We start from the raw sequence: 19,607 nt of genomic DNA on the forward strand, positions 1-19,607 counted from the left end.
CTCGACGGGCGAGAAACTGCCCAATGACCGATTCGGCCGCCGCGCAGCCGGGAAGTTGGCAAAAGCGCAGCGCGCTCGCAAGCACAAGCGGCATATCGCGAAGCTGCACGCCAAAGTCGCGAACGCGCGCGCCGATTTTCAGCACAAACTTGCGCTCGATATAGTGCGCCGGTTCGATTACATCGCGGTTGGCAATGTGTCCGCCTCTAAACTTGCCAGAACCAGGATGGCAAAGAGCGTCTATGACGCGTCCTGGTCGTCCTTCCGAGACAATCTCCGTTACAAAGCGATTGCGCACGGCGCCACGTTCGAGGAAGTGAACGAATGCGGTTCTACCCAAGCCTGCTCGTCGTGCGGTTCCAATGACAGCACAACGCGGCCGAAAGGTATCGCAGGCTTGCGAATAAGAGAGTGGACTTGCAGCAGCTGCGGTGTTGTACATGATCGCGATACCAATGCCGCGTTAAACATTCTCCGATGCGGACGTGCATCGCTAGTAGTAGGAATCCCCGTCCTTTAGGACGGGGAGGACGTCAAGAAAGCTCCTTCGGGGATGCCATGACCAAAGGTTAGGCGCTTGACATCTATGCCGGTAGCCTATATTTATCGATGCGAACCATCTACGGATTAGATATATGCTCGACGGCGTCTCGCTGGACCAGTTGCGCACATTCATTGCCGCGGCCGACGAGGGCAGCTTCTCCGCTGCAGGCCGCAAGCTGCGACGCGCACAGTCAGTGGTGAGCCATACGCTCGCCAACCTCGAGAGCCAGATCGACGTGCAGTTGTTCGACCGCAACGGCCGCTACCCGCGCCTGACCGAACAAGGCACTGCGTTGCTGGCACAAGCACGGATGGTGGTAAGCGGCATGGACGGCTTCAAGTCAAAGGCACGCGCGATTGCGGAGGGGCTTGAACCGGAGCTGTCGGTGGTGGTCGATGTCATGTACCCGATGGCCTCGCTGACCGTGGCGGTCGGCGAGTTTCGCGATGCGTTTGCGCACACGCCGCTGCGCCTGTACGTCGAGGCGCTGGGTGCGGTCCTGCGGCCGGTGCTCGACGGCGTTTGCCGGCTCGGCATCAGCGGGTCGATGCCCGCCGTTCCGGAAACGCTCGACGCGGAAAAGCTGCTCGATGTGCCGATGGTCACCGTGACCGCGCCATCGCATCCACTGGCAGCGCACAGAGGTGTGATCCGCCAGCGCGAACTGGAGCCGCACGTCCAGCTGGTCCTGACCGACCGCACCACCCTTACCGAGGGCAAGACCTTCGGCGTATTCGCGCCGCTCACCTGGCGCCTGGCCGACCTGGGCGCCAAACATGCCTTCCTGCGCGCCGGCTTCGGCTGGGGGCACATGCCGGTTGCCATGGTGCAGGAGGATCTCGATGCCGGCACCCTGGTCAAGCTGCGCCTGGAGAGCTTCCAGCCGCGAACCCCGCCCATTGCCATGTTCGCCGTCTACCGCAAGGACACGCCGCCCGGCCCCGCCGGCCGCTGGTTCCTCAATCGGCTGACGCCGCCCTTGCCAGGTTCGTCGAAATAGACGGCACGACCGGCGCGGCTCGCGCCGGTGAGCCCTACTCCCGCCGTTCGGCAAGCTGCCCCTCAAAAAAGCTTGCCTGGACATGCTTATGCCCACCTGCCGTTTTGAACGCGAGCCCTCGAGCGGCGCCATCAGCACTGCGGCAAGGGCGGCCATGGGACTATGGACTAAGATAAGCGCTTCTCTTCCGACCTGTCCGGGCCCGCCCCATCCATGACCGCCAACGACAACAAAGCGCCGCCGATGAACGTGAAGACGGCGTTGCGCGTGCTCGAGATCATCGAAACCTTCGCGCGCGAGCGGCGCGCGCTGTCGCTCTCGGAACTGGCCCGGCTGCTGGCGGTGCCGGCATCGAGCTGCCTGGCGCTGATCCGCACCCTGACCTCCCTGGGGTATCTCTACGAGACCGGGCGCCGCCAGGGCTATTACCCCACGGGCCGCCTGCTGGCCATGGCGCAGCAGATCGCGCGGCACGACCCGGTGCTGGACCGGGTGCACGGCACCATGAACGAGCTGCGTGCCGCCACCGGCGAGACCGTGGTGATCGGCAAGCTGCATGAAGACAGGTGGGTGGTGTACCTGGACGTGCTCGAATCCCCGCACGCGATCCGCTATATCGCCACCGCCGGCGAGCGGCGCGAGCTCCACGCGAACTCGATCGGCAAGGCCTTACTGTCCGTCATGCCCGATGACGAGCGCAGCGCGCTGATCGCGCAGCTCAGCTTCGAGCGCTTCACGCCCCGCACGATAGCGAACGCGGCGCAGCTGGAAGCCGAGCTCAAGACATCCGCCGAACAGGGCTGCTTTATCAACCTGGGCGAGTCGCTGCCCGACGTTGGCGCGCTGGCCTGGCCGGTGCGCCTGTCTGGCGAATGCTACGGGATATCCATTGCCGGGCCGGCCTACCGCATCGAGCCCGCGCTGACGCGTTTCTCGGCCATCCTCAGGACGGCCTGCTCCGCGCTCGAGCGCGACGAACGCAGCCGCTTCACGCAATAGCCATCGGCATATCCGCCGTCAACCCACGGCGCTCGCTTCCGGCATGCCGCACTCGCGCAGCAGGTCGCGCAGTTCGTTGATGACCGGGAACACCTCCTGGTTCCAGTCGGCGCCCTGCCTGTCATGCGCCTCCTGCTCGCTCTCGACGATCCAGCGGTCCTCCTTGAAGATCCGCTCGGTGAACCACACCAGCAGCGGCCATGCCAGATCCAGTATGCCGGGAATGCCCGGCTTCTTGATCGACAGCAGGCCGAACGTGCGGTTGGTGCGCTGCTCGGCGTCGAGCGGCACGTAGACGATCCACAGGTCCATCACCAGCGTGGCATCCCCGGTACGGATCTGCAAGGTCTGGTAGGGATACAAGGTGCGCACCGTCATCACGTCCTTGCCGTCTTGCCCGCCCTTGCTGCCGCCGCCGAACACCAGTGCCTCGCCCACCGGCTGCTTGCCCTGCTCGCGGGAGAAGGTGTAGTCCACCTCGACCCAGCCATCGCCGCGACGGCGGCCGAGCGAGCGGGCGCGCATCTGCCCCATCTGCCGCCGGTGCAGGAACTGATGGTTCATGTCCATCAGGTTCTCGTGCATGAAGGAATAGTGGCATTTGACCTCGCGGCCGAATCGCCGCGTCTTGTAGGCCTTGTTGGCCACCGAGCCAAGGCTTGGCAACGGGGTTTCGTCGGCCAGCACCGCGCTGCCGGGGAACACGAAGATCAGCCCCTCCACCTCGCGGCACGGATAGGAGCGCACGCCGTTGGGCAGGCGCTCGCGGCCCAGGTAAGGCACGTCGATGCAACGGCCCGTGCAGTCGTAGGTCCAGCCGTGATAGCAGCAGCGGATCGATTCGCCGTCGACCACGCCCGCATGCAGCGGCACCTGCCGGTGCGCGCAACGATCCTCGAGCGCGAATACCGCGCCGGACTCCGTGCGCACCAGCACGATCGGCTCCCCGGCAAAGCGCACGCCATGCGCCTTGCCACGCTTGACCTCGCGCGACCAGGCCAGGGGATACCAGTGATCGGGATGGATGGTGACGCGGCGCAGGTCGCGCAGCGGGGCTTCGGCGGGGCTATCGCTATCGTTGGCACTGCTATCTAGCAACGGGACTGCATGCATGGGGGACTTCTCCTCGCAAGACTGGAATCTCGATTGGCCGACTGCGTGGCTGGAACTCACTCGGTGATCAGTCTACCCGAAGGCGAGCCAAAGCATGTATGGCCGGCCACGCCCGACGGCAAGCAAACGCCATCGGCGGGTGGCAAGATGCCCCATCCGGGCGCCGTCAGGGCGCGGTAATGCGGGAAGCCGTGCCATCCCGGGCACACAGCCGGCGGCAGGCCAGCAACGGCAGGCGCAGCAGGAAGCCGGCCAGCAGGCGCGCGTGCATCCCGCTCAGCAAGAGGTTGTCGCGCACGTAATTGAAATGCGACACGCCGCCTTCCCCGGCGCTGAAATAGCGCACCGGCGCATCCAGGTTCAGCGGCCGCACGCCTTGCCAGCACATGCGCACCACCGCCTCGGGATCGAAATCGAAACGGCGCATCCAGCGCTGCTTGTGCATGACGGCACGCAGCGGCGCGATCGGGTAAACGCGAAAGCCATAGAGTGAATCGCCGATGCCGGCCCAGAGCGTTTCCAGGTTGGCCCAGGCGTTGGAGATACGGCGCCCGTAGACCCGCACCTTCGGCGCGCTGGCATCGAAGACCGGACGGCCGAGCACCATGGCCCGCGGGTTACGTTGCGATGCCGCCATGAAGGGCGCGATCAGGCCGGCCGGATGCTGGCCGTCGGAATCCATGGTCAGCACGTGGGTGAACCCTTGCGCGGCGGCCTGCTCCAGCCCGTGCAGCACTGCCGCGCCCTTGCCCTGGTTGCGGGGCAGCACAAGCACGCGCAGGCCCGGGTCGGCCGCCGCCTCCTGCTGCAGCCACTCGGTGCTGCCGTCGGTGCTGCCATCCACCACCACCCATACCGGCGACCAGTGGCGCCGCGCCTCGCGCACAGTGTCGCGAACCTTGGACCCCGGGTTATAGCTGGGAATCAGGACGAGATGAGTGGTGGAAGGCTTAGTCATGCGAAGGTGAATCTGAGAGTGAATCTGAAAGTGAATCTGGAAACAGTGAAAAAACAAGAACCGGGGCGTGCGCGGCAACCACGTAAACCCGGCCGCTCAGACATGGTGCACCGCAGCGCAGCCAGCCTTGCCGGGACGCAGCGGCGCCATCTCCGGGCATGACAGCTCCGCCTCATAGTATTGCGCCAGTTCGGCCATGAACCCGCGCTCGCTGTCGGGGGGATCGAAACGCCGGCCCAGCCGGACGCGATAGCAGACCGGCATATCGGGCTTGCGAAAAAACGGCCAGCCCTTGCCCAGGAACGGCGAATCGGTCTCGATAAACAGCGTCTGCACCGGCACGCCAGCACGCTTGGCGATCAGCCCGACGCCGCCCTTGAAAGCATTGACCGGGTAGCGTGTGGTGCGCGTGCCTTCGGGGAACACCAGCACCTGGCCGCCATGCCGCAGTTCCTGCACGGCACTGCGGATCAGGCCGGTCAGCGTGTCGTTGCGGATATAGCGCGCCAGCCTGGCGGCAGCGCCGAGGAAGGGATTGTCCGCCACCTCGGCTTTCATCACGCAGGCCGCCCCAGGCAGCCGCGACAATACCAGCAAGGCATCCAGCAGGCCGGGGTGATTGGCCGCCAGCACGAGGGGCGGCCCGCCGCGCAGGCTGTCCAGTTCGCGCAGGTCGAAGCAGCAAGCGCCCATGGCGGCCAGCGCCCCCAGGTAGAAGCGGAACATGCCCATGATCACGAAGCGGCCAAAGCGCTGCCCCAGCCCGGGCGGCAGCAGCCAATAGCAGGCCACGGCAAAGGGTGCCCATAGCAGCGAGATCAGCGCCAGCAGCAACATGCCGGCGTAGAACGCGGCGTACTCGGCCGCCACCGTGGCCTGGCCTTGCAAGGTTTCGCGTAGTTGCCGGAGCATCAAGGCACCTCCCTGGCCGCGCTCACGCAAACACTTCCAGCCCGTGGCCGGCCGATGCCTCGATTTCCACCAGCAGATCGTCGCGGCAGATGTCGGCCTGCACGTAGGCGATCGGCATGCCGGGCCCCACTGCTTTCTCCAGTTCCGCGCGCACGCTGGCGAGCGTGCCACACTCCTGCGGATGGCGAACGTAGACCCGGTAGGCGAGTTCCGGCAAACCAAGGCCGGGATGGCCGTCGCGCGCGCCCTGCTCCAGTACGGCGGCGATGTTGGCAATGCTCTCGCGCGTTTGCGCGGCCACATCGCCAACGTGCACCGTGCGATGGCCAACGATGCTGGCGGTGCCGGAGACAAACAGCACGGGCGCGGCGCGCTCGTCCTGCTCTTGCGCCTGCATACTGGGCTGCATACCGGGCTGCATACCGGGCTGCGTACTGGCCTCCCACAAGCCGGCACGCGCAAAGGTCGGGCTGCGCGGGCCGTATTGCGCAGGGTAGCGATAGGCGCTGACCTGGCGCGGATTCTCCACCGCGACAGGCGCCCGCGGGCTGGCCAGGAAGCCGATCGACAGCGTGCGCTGCGCCACGGCCTGGCCCACCGTGCCAAGCGCGCAGGCCGCCGGCACATTGCCCACGATCTCCCGGTGGCAAGCGGTGAAGGCATCCTGGCGCCCGATATTGAACTGGCGATATCGCTCCATGCCGGACTCTTCGGCATTGATATCGGCCACGTAGTTCCATACCCGCACCAGGTAGGGATAACCCTGTGCATCCAGCAGGCCGAAGATGTCCCGATAGGCCCGCTCGGTGGCGAGCTGCAGCGTGGCGCCCGATGCACCGGCAAAATCCGCCTCGCGCAACGTGACGCTGCCGAACATCAGGCCCAGCGCAGCGTCCACGCGGAAATGCACCACGCCGTGCCGCCCGGTGGCGGGCTGGGCCATGGCACCCCAGGCCGCATTGCTGCCGTGCCAGACTTCGCAAACGACCGGATCCTCGCCCAGCGGCGGCGTGGCCACGCGCAGCAGCGGCAGGTCCGCGCCGGCAAGCGCAGGCGGTGGCGCACCGCCGCCATACCAGACGGCGCCCAGCGCGCCCTCCAGCCAGCCCGGCCGCGCCGCCGCCAGCGCACCGGCCGTGTATTGCGCCAGCCGCAGCGGTGTTGCGTTCATCGCATCGCGCTTCATTGGCTGACCACCGTGCCGGTGTCGTCGAGCGGGCGGATATTGCGGCGGCGTTGACGCCATGCGCCCAGCGAGCGCCGGCAGTTGACCAGCGCCACGCCGTAGTAGAGCACCTTGAAAGCCAGCAGCGAGCGCCAGATCGGCGTCTTGCCGTAGATGTCGCCAGCCAGCACGGACAGCAGCGCCTCTTTCATCCGTAGCAAGTTGCGCGGCCCCATGAACAGATCGCGCATGGTCGGCGTCGTAATGCGGTAGATAAACCAGGAGAACTGCCTGGGCCCGTGACGCACGACCTTGTCGAAACGCTGCAGCGCAGCCTGCGCCCCGGCGGGTTGGCGCAGGCAGGTTTCGATGGCATCGGCCGCGGCAAAGGCGCTGGTCATGGCCAGCATCACGCCCGACGAGAACACCGGGTCGATAAAGGCATAGGCGTCGCCAAGCAGCACGTAGTTCGGGCCGAAGGTCTGCTCGGTCACGTAGGAATAGTTGCCGGTAGCTTCCACATCCGCGATCAGCTCGGCATCCGCCAGGCGCTCCGCCAGCGCCGGACACAGCGCGATGGTGTCAGCGAAGAAGTCCTTGAGCGGCTTGTCGCGGCGTTTGAGGTAATACGGCCAGGTCACCGCGCCCACGCTGGTGGTCCCGTCCGAGAGCGGGATGAACCAGAACCAGCCGTGCTCGAACCAGAAGATCGTGATGTTGCCTTCGTTCTTGCCAGGATGACGCCGCGCGCCGCGAAAGTGCCCGTACAGCGCGGAGCTGTTGTGCTTGGGATTGCGCAGCTTGGTCTTGAAGCGGTTGGCAAGAAACGTGTCGCGGCCCGACGCGTCGACCACGAAGCGCGCCTGCCAGTCCTCCTGGCTGCCGTCGTCCCGCACGGCATGCACGACGGCGCCCTCGTCCTGCGCAAGGAACGCCACTTCCTTCACCCGGCATTGCTCGATCACTTGCGCACCCTTGCGCGCCGCATTGCGGAACAGCAACTCGTCAAAGGCAGAGCGACGCACATGGTAGGCATAGGGCATCGACTTGTCCCAGGCATCGGCGAATTCAAAAGCCTGGCCGCCTTCGTGCCACGGCGAGACGAACTCGGCGGCCCATTTCTCGATGGAGATGGCCCGCACTTCGCCGGCCACCCCCAGGCGCTCGAACAGCGGCAGGTTGGCGGGCAGCAAGGATTCGCCGATATGGAAACGCGGATGGCTCGCCTTCTCCAGCAGCGTGACCTGGAAGCCGCGCTCCGCCAGCAAGGCCGCGGCGGTGGACCCGGCAGGACCGCCGCCGATCACCAGCACATCGCACTGGCGCGGGCCGGAAGCCGGCAACGCGGCCGGCATGCCGCCACCGGCGCTGGAATGGGCATTGTTATCCATCATGTCTTCTAGCATCCCGCGGCCGCCCTAGGCCATGCCACCATTGATCGAGAGCGTCTGGCCAGTGACGTAGGCCGCCGCGTCCGACACGAGGTAGGCGACCATGGCCGCCACTTCCTGTACGCTGCCGGCCCGCCCCGCCGGCACCAGCTGCCGGATGCGCTCGACCGGAAACGCCTGCCCAATCATGGGCGACTCGATGACGCCAGGCGCCACGGCGTTGACGGTCACCCCGCGCGAGGCCATCTCGATCGACAAGGAGCGCGTGGCCGCGATCAGCCCGGCCTTGGCCGCCGCATAGTTGGCCTGGCCGCGGTTGCCCATCAGCGCCGCCACCGAAGCCATGTTGACGATGCGGCCCCAGCGGGTGCGCATCATTGGCATCAGCAAGGGCTGGGTGACGTTGAAGAAGCCGTTGAGCGAGACATCGATCACGCTGCGCCATTGCTCGCGCGTCATGCCGACCATGGGGGCATCGTCATGGATGCCGGCGTTGTTGACGAGTATCTGCACCGGCCCGTCGGCCAGGATGCGCTGCAATGCAGCGTCGGTAGCATCGGCATCGGTAACATCGAAGGCGATGGCATGCGCACGTCCGCCGGCGGCGCGAATCGTTCCGGCCGCCGCTTCGGCCTGGGCAAGATTGCGGTTGGCGTGGACCCAGACCTCGTGGCCGGCCTGCGCCAGCGCCACGCAGATCGCTTGCCCAATTGCACCACTGCCGCCGGTGACCAGCGCCAACTTGCGCTTCTCTTGCTGCTCCATCCACGCTCCCACAAGCGGCTGCTTCGTTACGGTCACAGGCACCTCTTCCGATACCCGTACAGATACCGCACATTGGTGTGCGTTGTCTGTCCTATTGCCTCTGACATCCCGGGCCGTTGGCCCAAAGGCTTCAACGGGACCGATTCTCTGCCGTAAAAGCGGCAAGGCTGCCGAGCGAGGCGAAAATCTCGTGGTTGTGAGGATTATCGGAGCGCAACTCGAAGCCGTATTTCTTGGATATCAGCAGGGCAATTTCCAGGATGTCGATGGAATCCAGGCCAAAGCCCTCACCATATAGGGGCGTCTCGGCAGAGACGTCTTCCGGCTCGATATCGGTGATATCAAGTTCACCGATGATCAACTCGGCGAGTTCATGTTCCAGTTCGGTCATCGTCGCAACGTTGGAAATATCGAGGGGGTCCGCATGCACGCTACAGCGGTCGTGTGGCGCCCGGGGCATGCGTGAAGTGAGACTGCTACTGTATACTTCGGCACCGTCTTTGGGGCTGATGCTACCAAGGCGGGGTAAATCCCACTAGAAAAGAGAAGTTTGGTAACAACATTGTTCACCACTTCCGGAATCATCGCTCCACTTCCGCAGTCTTCACGCTATATGCTCTCGTCTTGCTTCCCGGTGCCCAGACAGGCGCCGGTTCGTCCTGTCGGGCGCCATTGCAGGGCATGTGATCCTTGCAGCCGGCAAGACGAGCGCCACCCGTACCCACATAGCGCCCCCACATGTCATCTTGTGATCCATTCGCGTCCCGCCGTGCCGCCGACGTGTCCGCCAGACCGGCGGACGACAGCCTCATCGGCAGCCAAACCGCTGCACCCAAACAGATGCCGGGCACGGCACATGCGGCCGGCGAACATCCGCTGCGCCGGCACGGATGGGTAATCGTTGCTGCACTTTTCGCCTTGTATGAATACGCTTTGCACCGTGTGGCCCAGCAGCCCGGCGCGCAGGTGGCCGGTTTGCTGCTGGGTGCCGCGCCTTTTGTCCTGCTGGCGCTGAGCTTCAGCTGGCGTTCCGGCTGGCGGCTCCCCCTGCTCATTTTGCTGGGGCTCGCCTGTGCCGGCCTGTGGCTGCTGCGCGCCCCGCTCTCGCTGCATTTCGGGTGGACCTACTATTTGCAGCACATGGGCGCAAACACCGCCCTCGGATTGATGTTCGGCCGTAGCTTGCGGCGCGGGCAGACGCCGCTGTGCACCCAGTTCGCCACCATCGTGCGGGGACCGCTCTCCCCCGCGCTGAAACGCTACACGCGCGCCATCACGCTGGCGTGGACGCTGTTCTTCGCCGTCATGGCAACGGTATCCACGGCCCTGTTCGCGCTTGCGCCTATCGCCACCTGGTCCACCTTCGCCAACCTGTGCAGCCCGCTGCTGGTGGCACTGATGTTCGTGGCGGAAGCGGGCTGCCGCCGTTTTGCGCTCCCGGGACTGGCCCATGCCGGCGTCCGGGAAGCGATCCAGGGCTACCGCGCGGCCATGGCCGCGCGCGCCGGGCTGTCGCGTTGATGCCGGCCGCCCCAGCACATCGGCAGTCCGACATCGTGCGCACCTTTCCGCTGGTTTCGCACGCCTCGCAGGACAGCATCATTGCCTACCATCTCGGCCAGGCGGTGACGGTGCGCCGGTTCCTGGCCGACGTCATGCGGCTTGCCGCCGAGTTGCCGCCGGGTGGCCATGTCTTCAATGTCTGCGCCGACCGCTATTGCTTCACGGTAGGACTGTGCGCCGCGCTGCTGGCCGGCAAGATCAGCCTGTTGCCGTCCACCCATACCCCGGAGATGGTGCGCCAGCTTGCCTCGTTCGCACCCGACGCCTTCTGCCTGCACGACACGCCGGATTGCGATATCGCGCTGCCGCGCTTGCGCATTCCCGCGTTCGTCGGGCAAGCCACCGATGCACCCGCGGCCGAGGTGCGCATACCGTCGATTCCTGGCGAGCGCGTCATGGCCTATGTGTTCACCTCGGGCTCGACCGGACAGCCGGTGCCGCACCGCAAGACCTGGGGCTTCCTGGTCAGCAATGTGCGCGCCGCGGCGGCACGGCTGGGCTTGCAGGATGGCCGCGCCTATACGCTGGTGGGCACCGTGCCGCCCCAGCATATGTACGGTTTCGAGTCCACGGTATTGCTGGCCTTGCAGGGCGGCATCGCGCTGAGCGCGGCGCCTACCTTCTACCCCGCGGATATCCGCGCTGCGCTGGAAGCCGTGCCGCGCCCGCGCGTGCTGGTGACCTCGCCGGTCCATCTGCGCGCGCTGCTGCTTTCTCCCGGCAAGCTGCCGCACGCGGACCTGGTCCTGTCCGCCACCGCGCCGCTGTCGGAGAAGCAGGCCTGCGAGGCGGAGGCGCGCCTGGCGGCGCCGCTGATGGAAATCTACGGCAGTACGGAAACCGGCCAGCTGGCTACGCGCCGCACCGCGCAGACTAGCGCCTGGGAGCTGTTCCCCGAGGTGAAGCTGGAAGCGCGCAGCGAAGCCGGGGAAGATGAACAGATCTGGGCCGCGGGCGGCCACGTGGAACAACCCGTTGCCATGGGCGACGCGCTGGAACTGCTGGACGAAACCCGTTTCCTGCTGCACGGCCGCAAGGCGGACCTGATCAATATCGCCGGCAAGCGCACCTCCCTGGCTTACCTCAATCACCAGCTCAACGCCATCGCGGGCGTGGAAGACGGCGTCTTCTTCATGCCGGACGAGCAGCCCGAGGGCCATGTGCAGCGCTTGATCGCCCTGGTGGTGGCGCCGCGCCTGCGGGCCGCGCAGATCCAGCAAGCGCTGCGCGAGCGCATCGATCAGGCCTTCCTGCCGCGCCCGCTGCTGTTCGTGGATACCCTGCCGCGCAACGCTACCGGCAAGCTCCCGCACGAGATCCTGGCGCCACTGGTGGCGAAACTGCAGGCGGCCCAACGGCGCGGCGACACGGCATGAGGCGCGCGGACCAACCCGGCCACCGCCCCGAGCAAGGCGAAGCGAGCGCTGCGGCCAGCTTCGTCATCGCGCCCGATCACCCCGCGATGGCCGGGCATTTCCCCGGCCATCCGGTGGTGCCGGGCGTGGTGCTGCTGGATCACGCGATCATGCTGATCGGCGCGGCGCTGGCGCAACCGCTGGAGATCTTCCAGATCGGTTCGGTCAAGTTCCTGAGCCCGGTATCGCCCGGAGAACCGGTGACGCTCACGCATGAAACCGATGCACGCGGCACCATCCACTTCACGCTCGACGCCAACGGCCGTGACGTAGCAAGCGGCACGCTGACCCCACCGGGGCCGGCGCCGCAGTCCGGGGAAAACGGCGCATGACGTGGCCTGCCAAGCGACAGCAAGCCGCCAGCGCCGACTGGTCCAGCCGTGAGGAGCGCAGCAACACCACCTTGCTGCGCATCATGAGCTGGCTCTCGTTGCGGCTGGGCCGTCGGTTCGGGCGCGCCGTGCTGCGCCTGATCACCGCTTACTTCGTGCTGTTCTCGCCAACCGCGCGCCATGCCTCGCGCGCCTACCTGGACCGCGTGCTGGGACGCTCCGCCGGCTGGAGCGACGGTTTCAAGCACGTATTCACCTTCGCCTCTACCATCCACGACCGGATCTACCTGCTCAACGAACGCTTCGACCTGTTCGACATCCGCGTGCATGGCGGCGAGCTGGTGGACGCGGCCATGGCGCGAGGCGGTGGCGCCTTCCTGCTGGGTGCGCACATGGGCAGCTTCGAAGTGATCCGCGCCGTGGGCCGCCTGCGACCCAACCTGCGGGTGGCGATCACCATGTACGAGGAGAACGCACACAAGCTCAACGACTTGCTTGAAGCCATCAACCCGGCCATGCGCCAGGATTTGATTGCGCTCGGCCGCATCGATGCCATGCTGAAGGTGCGCGAATACCTGGAGCGCGGCTTCATGATCGGCATGCTGGCCGACCGCACGCTCTCGCAGCGCGCCACCGATCCCGTGCAGCAGTGCGATTTCCTCGGCGCGCCGGCGGGCTTCCCAACCGGCCCGCTGCGCATGGCGGCCATGCTGCGCCGTCCCGTGATCTTCATGACCGGGCTGTACCGCGGCGGCAACCGGTACGATATTCATTTCGAGACGCTGGCGGATTTCTCGCACGTGGCGCGCGGCCAGCGCGAGCACGAAGTCCAGGCCGCGCTGGCGCGCTACGTGGGCATGCTGGAGCGTCACTGCCACGACGCGCCGTACAACTGGTTCAACTTCTACGACTTCTGGCAGTCCGGCCCGCCGCTTTCCAGCGCGCCGCCGCCCGGCAACGAGCCCTGACCCATGCCCCGATCCCCGAACGCCCGCCAGCCCTGCCGTCTGCGTATTCTTGCACGGCTGTCCGTGCTTGCCTGCATGGCTGGCGCGCTTAACGTGGCCACCCCGGCGCTCGCGCAGGCCGCCGAGCCGCCCGCCACCGCTTCCGCGGCCTGGGGCGTGGATCAGCTGATGTCCGCGCTGGCGCAGCGCAAATCCGGGCGCGTGCGTTTTACCGAGACCAAGTATCTCGCCATGCTCGAGCGTCCGGTGGTGTCGTCGGGCGAGCTGGTCTTCGTGGCGCCGGATCATCTGGAAAAGCGTACCGTCACGCCCAAGCCGGAGAACCTGGTGCTCGACGGCGACATGATGACGGTGGAGCGCGGCGGCAAGCGCTTCGTCATGCCGCTGCAGAACTACCCCGAAATCGCGGCCTTTATCGAGAGCATCCGCGGCACCCTGGCCGGCAACCGCAATGCGCTGGAGCGCTACTATCGCCTCGGCATCGAGGGCCGCGCCGCGCGCTGGACGTTGACCCTGACGCCGGCTGATTCGCGCATGGCGGGCATCGTCAAGCAGATCCGCATCGACGGCGCTCGGGACACGCTCGACAGCGTGGTGATCGTGCAGGCCGACGGCGACCGCTCGGTGATGCAGATCAAGACCGCCGGCACACCATGACCGGACAGGCTCGCGGCGACAACTGGCGCCAGCGCCTGTCCGGGCGGCCGGCGCGCGTGGCGGTCGGCCTGTGGCTGGTATTCCTGCTGGCGTGCGCCGCGGTGGTTTCCCGCACCAGCTTCACCGCGGACTTGTCCGCCTTCCTCCCGCGCGCGCCCAGCGCGGAGCAGCAATTGCTGGTGGACCAGTTGCGCGAAGGATTGGTCTCGCGCCTGATCCTGCTTGGCATCGAAGGCGGCGACGCCGCCGGGCGCGCCGCGCTTTCCAAAGCGGTGGCGGCAAAGCTGCGTGCCGATCCGCGCTTCTCCTCGGTCAACAATGGCGAGCCGGTCAACCAGGCCAGCGATCAGCGTTTCCTCTACGCGCATCGCTACCTGCTCAGCCCCACGGTGACGCCCGAGCGCTTTTCGCCGGACGGGCTGAAGGCGGCGGTGAGCGAGAGCTTCGACCTGCTCGCCTCGCCAGCGGGACTCTTCACCAAGACGCTGTTGCCACGCGACCCCACTGGCGAAATCACCTTCGTGCTGGGCCAGCTCGACAGCAACCAACGCGTGCCGCTGCGCGACGGCGCTTGGATCTCGCGCGACGGCAAGCGCGCCGTGCTGCTGGCGCAAACCGCCAGCGCTGGCTCCGACACCGACGGCCAGGCAAGCGCCATCGCCGCCATCCGCCAGGCCTTCGGGCAAGCGCGGCAAGCACAAGCCGGCGCCGAGGCTTACCGCCTCATGATGACCGGCCCTGGCGTGTTCTCCGTGAGCACCCGCGACACCATCAAGCGTGAAGTGGAGCGCCTGTCCACGCTGGGCATCTGCCTGATCGTCACGCTGCTGTTGCTGGTGTACCGCTCGGTGCCCACGCTGCTGCTCGGGCTGGTGCCGGTGGTTTCGGGCGCGCTGGCCGGGGTGGCCGCGGTCAGCCTGGGCTTTGGCGGCGCGGTACATGGGCTGACGCTGGGTTTCGGCACCACGCTGATCGGCGAGGCGGTCGATTATTCCATCTACCTGTTCGTGCAGTCCGCCCAGTACACGCATGGCGGCCGGCGCGACGAGCGGGCCTGGGTCGGCGCGTTCTGGCCCACGGTGCGGCTGGGCGTGCTGACCTCGATCTGCGGCTTTGCCTCGCTGCTGCTCTCGGGTTTCCCGGGGCTGGCCCAGTTGGGGCTGTATTCCATCGCCGGGCTGGCCACGGCAGCCCTGGTCACGCGCTTCGTGCTGCCGCGGCTGGCGCCGGCCAAACTGCGCATGCGCGACGTCACGCCGCTGGGTACGCGCCTGGCCCGCATCGCCACGCAGGCCCACCGGCTGCGCTGGCCGATGGTCGCGCTGCTGCTGGCCGCCGGCACGGTGCTGCTATTGCAGCGCGGCCCGCTGTGGAGCCAGGAACTCGCCTCGCTTAGCCCGGTGCCCGAGCGGGAACAGGCACTCGATGCCTCGTTGCGCGCCGACCTTGGCGCACCGGACGTGCGTTACCTCGTGGTGTTGTCCGGCCCCGACCAGGAAAACGTGCTGCAGGGCGCGGAGCGCGTGGCCCGGGAGTTGGACCCGCTGGTGGCGCAAGGCGTCATCGCGGGCTACGAGAGCCCGGCGCGCTACCTGCCCAGCCTGGCCACCCAGCACGCCCGGCAGGCCAGCCTGCCGCCGCGGCAGGAACTGGCGCAACGGCTGCAGGCAGCGGTAGCGGATCAACCCGTGAAGCCCGGCCTGTTTGCGCCATTCCTGGACGAAGCCGAGCAGGCGCGCAGCGCGGCGCCGCTGCGCCGGGAAGACCTGCGCGGCACCTCGATGGCGCTCGCCGTCGACGGGCTGCTAACCCGCCGCGGCGAGCGCTGGAGCGCCACGCTGCCGCTGCGCGCGCCCGCGACGGCAACGCAGGGCAAACCGAGCCTGGACGCGGCGCCGATCCGCGCGGCCATTGCGCGCGCCGGCTTGCACGATACGCTCTTTGTCGACCTGAAGAACGAATCCGACCATCTCTACGGCAGCTATATGCGCGAAGCGCTGCACCTGTCGCTTGGCGGGCTGGCCGCCATTGCCGTGCTGCTGGCGATCGCGCTGCGCTCGCCGCGGCGCGTGCTGGGCACCTTGCTGCCGCTGGCTGCAGCCACGCTCGTGGTCGTGGCGGGACTGGCCGCCAGCGGACGGCAGCTAACCATCCTCCACCTGGTCGGCATGCTGCTGCTGATCGCGGTGGGCTCGAACTACGCCCTGTTCTTCAACGGCGGCGGCCGGCAGGACAGCGCCATTTCACCGCATACCCTGGTGTCCCTGATGCTGGCCAACATGACCACGGTGGCGGCCTTTGGCCTGCTCGCCTTCTCGAGCCTGCCATTGCTGCAAGCGTTCGGCATGACCGTTGGCCCCGGCGCGGTGCTGGCGCTATTGTTCTCGGCTATCCTGGCACCGCCTGCGCTGTTGTCCGCGCCGGCCAGGAACCAACCATGAACCCCATGACCCATTCCCCTGGCATCCAGGACACCCGCCCGTGGCGTCCCGGCGCCCTGGTCAGCGGTACGCTGGCGTTACATGCCGGCGCTGCCGCGGCCATCGTCGCGCAGCCCGCGGCCCTGCCTTGGGCTGCCGGCGGCGTGATCGCCTCGCACCTGCTGCTGACGGCGGCCGGGTTGTGGCCGCGCAGTACCTGGCTGGGACCGAACCTGCTGACGCTCCCGCCAGCGGCACAAGGCTGCGTGGCCCTGAGCTTCGACGACGGGCCCAATCCTGAGGTGACGCCGCGCGTGCTGGACCTGCTGGACCAGCACCGGGTGCAAGCCACGTTCTTCTGCATCGGCGCGCGCGCCGCGCGGCACCCCGCGCTGGTACGCGAGATCGTGCGGCGCGGGCACGCCGTGGAAAACCACAGCCTGGACCATCGCCATCACTTCTCGCTGTTTGGCCCGGCCCGGCAGATGCGCGATATCGCCGCGGCACAACAGGTGCTGACAGAGCTGACCGGCACCGCGCCGCGCTTCTTCCGCGCCCCCGCTGGCCTGCGCAATCTCTTTCTCGAACCCGTGCTGTGCCGGCTTGGCCTGCACCTGGCCAGCTGGACGCGGCGGGGCTTCGACACCGCCGCCGCCGGCGATGCCGGACGCGTCGCGGCCCGCTTGCTGGCGGGCCTGGCCGAGCGCGACATCCTGCTGATGCACGACGGCAACCCGGGCCACGATCATGCCGGACAGCCATTGGTGCTGGCGGCGCTGCCGCGCGTGCTGCGGGCCATCGAGAGCGCTGGGTTGCGCTGCGTGACGTTGCGCGATGCCGTGCCCCAAGCCACGCGCTGAGACACGCGCTGAAACACGGCGCCACCCAGCTGTTGGTGACGTGGCCCGCACAGGCCTTTTGCTACAATCTGCGCACCGCGCAAATGGATCCACAACGCAGTGTCCCCCCTTCTTTTCTCGCACTACACCGCCACCAGTTGCCTCGGGCATGGCCTCGACGCCACCCTGGCGGCACTGCGCGCGCAACGCGGCGGCCTGGCCCCCTGCGGCTTTAGCGATATCAAGCTGGATACGTATATTGGTGAAGTCGCGCAGGTGGACGAGACCGCACTGCCCGAGGCGCTGGCCGAGTTCGACTGCCGCAACAACCGGCTGGCGCAACTGGGACTGGAACAAGACGGCTTTGCCGAGCAGGTGCGCATGAGCGTGGACCGCTACGGCGCGCACCGCATCGGCGTGTTCCTTGGCACCAGCACCGCCGGCATTCTGCAGACCGAGCTGGCGTACCGCCGGCGCGACCCCGATACCGGCGCGCTGCCGGCGGGCTTTCATTACCGCGGCAGCCACAGCCCCTACTCGCTGGCGGAATTCGTGCGGTGCTACTTCGCCCTGCGCGGGCCGGCGGTGTCGATCTCGTCTGCCTGCTCGTCTGGCGCGAAGGTGTTCGCCTCGGCGCGCCGCATGCTCGAGGCGGGGCTGATCGATGCGGCCGTGGTGGGCGGCGTCGATTCGCTGTGCCACACCACGCTCTATGGATTCAATTCGCTGGAACTGGTTTCCAACCAGCCATGCCGGCCCTACGATGCGCAGCGCAACGGGATATCGATCGGCGAAGGCGCCGCCTTCGGGCTGCTAGAGCGCCTGCCCGCGGCAAGCGCCGGCGATGACATCCTGCTGCTGGGCATTGGCGAATCCAGCGATGCCCACCATATGTCCGCGCCGCACCCGCAAGGCCTGGGCGCCCGCATGGCGATGGCGCAGGCGCTGGCCGGCGCCGGCCTGACCCCGGCGCAGATCGACTACGTCAACCTGCACGGCACCGCCACGCGCAGCAACGACGCGGCCGAAGGCAAGGCCATGCTGGACCTGCTGCCCGCCGTCCCGTGCAGCTCCACCAAGGGCGCGACCGGCCACACGCTGGGCGCCGCCGGCGCCATCGAAGCGGTGATCTGCGCGCTGGCGCTGCGTCACCGCCTGCTGCCGGCGGGCATCAACACGACCGAGCCGGACCCCGAACTGCCGCTCGACTACCTGCTGCAAAACCGCGAGCAGCCCGTGTATCGCGTACTGAGCAACGCCTTTGGCTTTGGCGGCTCCAACTGCAGCCTGTTGTTCGGGCGTGCCGATTCGCCAGATTGAACCTACCCATGCAAGTCAGCGCATTCATCGAAGGCCTCGGCCTGCTAGGCCCCGGCTTCAAGGATTGGCCGCAAGGCGCCGCCGTGCTTGCCGGCACGCTGCCTTACGCCAGCGAACCGACCAGGCTGCCGCCACCGGCCGGCCTGCCCCCGGCCGAACGGCGCCGCACCGGTCCCTGCGTCAAGTTGGCGCTGGCACTTGGCCAGCAAGCCGCGGCGGTCAGCGGCATGGATGCGGCGGCCCTGCCGACCGTGTTCAGTGCATCCAGCGGGGACGGCCAGAACTATCACCTGATCTGCGAAGCACTCGCCAGCGACGACCCGCTGATCTCGCCGACGCGCTTCCACAACTCCGTGCATAACGCGGCGGCGGGCTACTGGGGCATAGCCTCCGGCGCCATGGCATCGTCCAATGTGCTGTGCGCGCGCGACGGCAGTTTCGGCGCCGGCCTGCTGGACGCCCTGTGCCAGGTGGCGGTGGACCGCGAAGCGTGCCTGCTGATCGCCTATGACACGGACTATCCGGAACCGCTGCGCAGCCACCGGCCGATCCCCGACGCATTCGGCGTGGCGATGGTGCTCCTGCCCGAGCCTACCGCGCGTTCGCTCGCGCGTATCGACGTGACGCTGACCGATGCACCGGCGAGCCGGATGACGGACCCCGGGCTGGAACGGTTGCGCCAGGGCATACCCGCGGCACGGGCCCTGCCCCTGCTGCAGGCGCTGGCGCTGGGTGGCCCGAGCGAAGTGGTGATCGACTATCTGGACGATTTGCGCCTGCGGGTGGCGACGACGCCTGCCGCGTCGGCATGACGTCATGAATCCGGACACGGCACCGCTGAGGCACGCCTGGATTGCCGCGCATATTCCGCATCAGGGCACCATGTGCCTGCTGGACAGCGTGCTCGACTGGAGCCCGGAATTCATCCGTTGCGAAGCCACCAGCCATACCCACCCCGATAATCCACTGCGCGCCCACGGACGCCTGGCGGCCGTGTGCGGCATCGAATACGCGGCGCAGGCCATGGCCGCCCACGGGGCTGCGCTGCAACAGCCCGCGCAGCGCCCGCGCGTGGGCTACCTGGCCAGCGTGCGCAAACTGGATCTGCGCGTAGCGCGCCTTGACGATATCGCCGCGCCGCTGCGGGTGGAGGCCCACCGCATCAGCGGCAGCGAGAGCAACATCCTCTATGCCTTTGAAGTGAGCGCGGCCGGCCAGCTGCTGCTGGCCGGCCGCGCTGCGGTCA

Annotated in this window: 18 protein-coding genes and 1 pseudogene; 12 read left to right on the forward strand and 7 right to left on the reverse strand. The window is 67.4% G+C overall.

Features of this window, described 5'->3' with window-relative positions:
* From ACYP5B_RS28830 to ACYP5B_RS28840, 3 genes are all read left to right on the forward strand, one after another.
* Positions 1 to 520, forward strand: a 520-nt coding sequence (locus tag ACYP5B_RS28830; protein WP_459571959.1) for an RNA-guided endonuclease InsQ/TnpB family protein, incomplete at its 5' end; no start/stop codon positions are given.
* Positions 521 to 635: 115 nt separating this feature from the next.
* On the forward strand, positions 636 to 1,544 hold the full coding sequence (locus tag ACYP5B_RS28835; RefSeq protein ID WP_459571960.1) for a LysR family transcriptional regulator: 909 nt from the start codon (positions 636 to 638) through the stop codon (positions 1,542 to 1,544).
* Between the two features lie 243 nt (positions 1,545 to 1,787).
* Positions 1,788 to 2,543 carry an IclR family transcriptional regulator gene (locus ACYP5B_RS28840; protein WP_459571984.1) on the forward strand — a complete coding sequence of 252 codons (756 nt, stop codon included), beginning with the start codon at positions 1,788 to 1,790 and terminating at the stop codon, positions 2,541 to 2,543.
* Between the two features lie 18 nt (positions 2,544 to 2,561).
* On the opposite strand, the gene ACYP5B_RS28845 is transcribed toward ACYP5B_RS28840, so the two are convergent.
* The 7 genes from ACYP5B_RS28845 to ACYP5B_RS28875 form a co-directional block, all read right to left on the reverse strand.
* The gene (locus ACYP5B_RS28845) at positions 2,562 to 3,656 is read right to left on the reverse strand and encodes a Rieske 2Fe-2S domain-containing protein (protein WP_459571961.1); all 1,095 of its coding nucleotides are present in this window, start codon (positions 3,654 to 3,656) and stop codon (positions 2,562 to 2,564) included.
* A 166-nt stretch (positions 3,657 to 3,822) separates the two neighbouring features.
* A complete protein-coding gene (locus ACYP5B_RS28850) occupies positions 3,823 to 4,614 on the reverse strand; it encodes a glycosyltransferase family 2 protein (protein WP_400098039.1) in 792 nt (263 codons plus the stop codon).
* A gap of 96 nt (positions 4,615 to 4,710) precedes the next feature.
* On the reverse strand, positions 4,711 to 5,526 hold the full coding sequence (locus ACYP5B_RS28855; RefSeq protein ID WP_400098038.1) for a lysophospholipid acyltransferase family protein: 816 nt from the start codon (positions 5,524 to 5,526) through the stop codon (positions 4,711 to 4,713).
* Between the two features lie 22 nt (positions 5,527 to 5,548).
* Positions 5,549 to 6,697, reverse strand: coding sequence for a chorismate transformation enzyme, FkbO/Hyg5 family (locus ACYP5B_RS28860; RefSeq protein ID WP_459571962.1), 1,149 nt, complete (start codon positions 6,695 to 6,697; stop codon positions 5,549 to 5,551).
* A gap of 11 nt (positions 6,698 to 6,708) precedes the next feature.
* A complete protein-coding gene (locus ACYP5B_RS28865; protein WP_459571963.1) occupies positions 6,709 to 8,085 on the reverse strand; it encodes an NAD(P)/FAD-dependent oxidoreductase in 1,377 nt (458 codons plus the stop codon).
* Between the two features lie 24 nt (positions 8,086 to 8,109).
* On the reverse strand, positions 8,110 to 8,847 hold the full coding sequence (gene fabG / locus ACYP5B_RS28870) for a 3-oxoacyl-ACP reductase FabG (RefSeq protein WP_400098032.1): 738 nt from the start codon (positions 8,845 to 8,847) through the stop codon (positions 8,110 to 8,112).
* A 130-nt stretch (positions 8,848 to 8,977) separates the two neighbouring features.
* Positions 8,978 to 9,238, reverse strand: coding sequence for a phosphopantetheine-binding protein (locus ACYP5B_RS28875; RefSeq protein ID WP_318230974.1), 261 nt, complete (start codon positions 9,236 to 9,238; stop codon positions 8,978 to 8,980).
* 389 nt (positions 9,239 to 9,627) lie between these two features.
* On the opposite strand from ACYP5B_RS28875, the gene ACYP5B_RS28880 reads away from it, so the two are divergent.
* The 9 genes and pseudogenes from ACYP5B_RS28880 to ACYP5B_RS28920 all read left to right on the forward strand — a co-directional run.
* Complete coding sequence (locus tag ACYP5B_RS28880; protein WP_459571964.1) at positions 9,628 to 10,368, forward strand: COG4648 family protein; 741 nt, start codon at positions 9,628 to 9,630, stop codon at positions 10,366 to 10,368.
* Positions 10,368 to 12,157 (forward strand): annotated as a pseudogene (locus tag ACYP5B_RS28885) (AMP-binding protein). Before ACYP5B_RS28880 ends, ACYP5B_RS28885 begins: the two are co-directional and overlap by 1 nt.
* Positions 12,154 to 13,125: an LpxL/LpxP family acyltransferase gene (locus ACYP5B_RS28890; RefSeq protein ID WP_459571965.1), complete on the forward strand. Its 972-nt coding sequence runs from the start codon at positions 12,154 to 12,156 to the stop codon at positions 13,123 to 13,125. Before ACYP5B_RS28885 ends, ACYP5B_RS28890 begins: the two are co-directional and overlap by 4 nt.
* A 3-nt stretch (positions 13,126 to 13,128) precedes the next feature.
* Positions 13,129 to 13,782 (forward strand): LolA-related protein, encoded by a 654-nt coding sequence (locus ACYP5B_RS28895; protein WP_400098028.1) that lies wholly within the window; start codon positions 13,129 to 13,131, stop codon positions 13,780 to 13,782.
* The gene (locus ACYP5B_RS28900) at positions 13,779 to 16,223 is read left to right on the forward strand and encodes an MMPL family transporter (RefSeq protein ID WP_459571966.1); all 2,445 of its coding nucleotides are present in this window, start codon (positions 13,779 to 13,781) and stop codon (positions 16,221 to 16,223) included. Before ACYP5B_RS28895 ends, ACYP5B_RS28900 begins: the two co-directional genes overlap by 4 nt.
* Positions 16,220 to 17,062, forward strand: coding sequence for a polysaccharide deacetylase family protein (locus tag ACYP5B_RS28905; protein WP_459571967.1), 843 nt, complete (start codon positions 16,220 to 16,222; stop codon positions 17,060 to 17,062). Before ACYP5B_RS28900 ends, ACYP5B_RS28905 begins: the two co-directional genes overlap by 4 nt.
* A gap of 99 nt (positions 17,063 to 17,161) precedes the next feature.
* Positions 17,162 to 18,361 (forward strand): beta-ketoacyl-[acyl-carrier-protein] synthase family protein, encoded by a 1,200-nt coding sequence (locus ACYP5B_RS28910; RefSeq protein WP_459571968.1) that lies wholly within the window; start codon positions 17,162 to 17,164, stop codon positions 18,359 to 18,361.
* An 8-nt stretch (positions 18,362 to 18,369) separates the two neighbouring features.
* Positions 18,370 to 19,173 carry a beta-ketoacyl synthase chain length factor gene (locus ACYP5B_RS28915; RefSeq protein ID WP_400098020.1) on the forward strand — a complete coding sequence of 268 codons (804 nt, stop codon included), beginning with the start codon at positions 18,370 to 18,372 and terminating at the stop codon, positions 19,171 to 19,173.
* Between the two features lie 4 nt (positions 19,174 to 19,177).
* On the forward strand, positions 19,178 to 19,607 hold a 430-nt coding region (locus tag ACYP5B_RS28920), incomplete at its 3' end, for a hotdog family protein (RefSeq protein WP_459571969.1).

The organism is Cupriavidus sp. 8B (genome assembly GCF_054589115.1).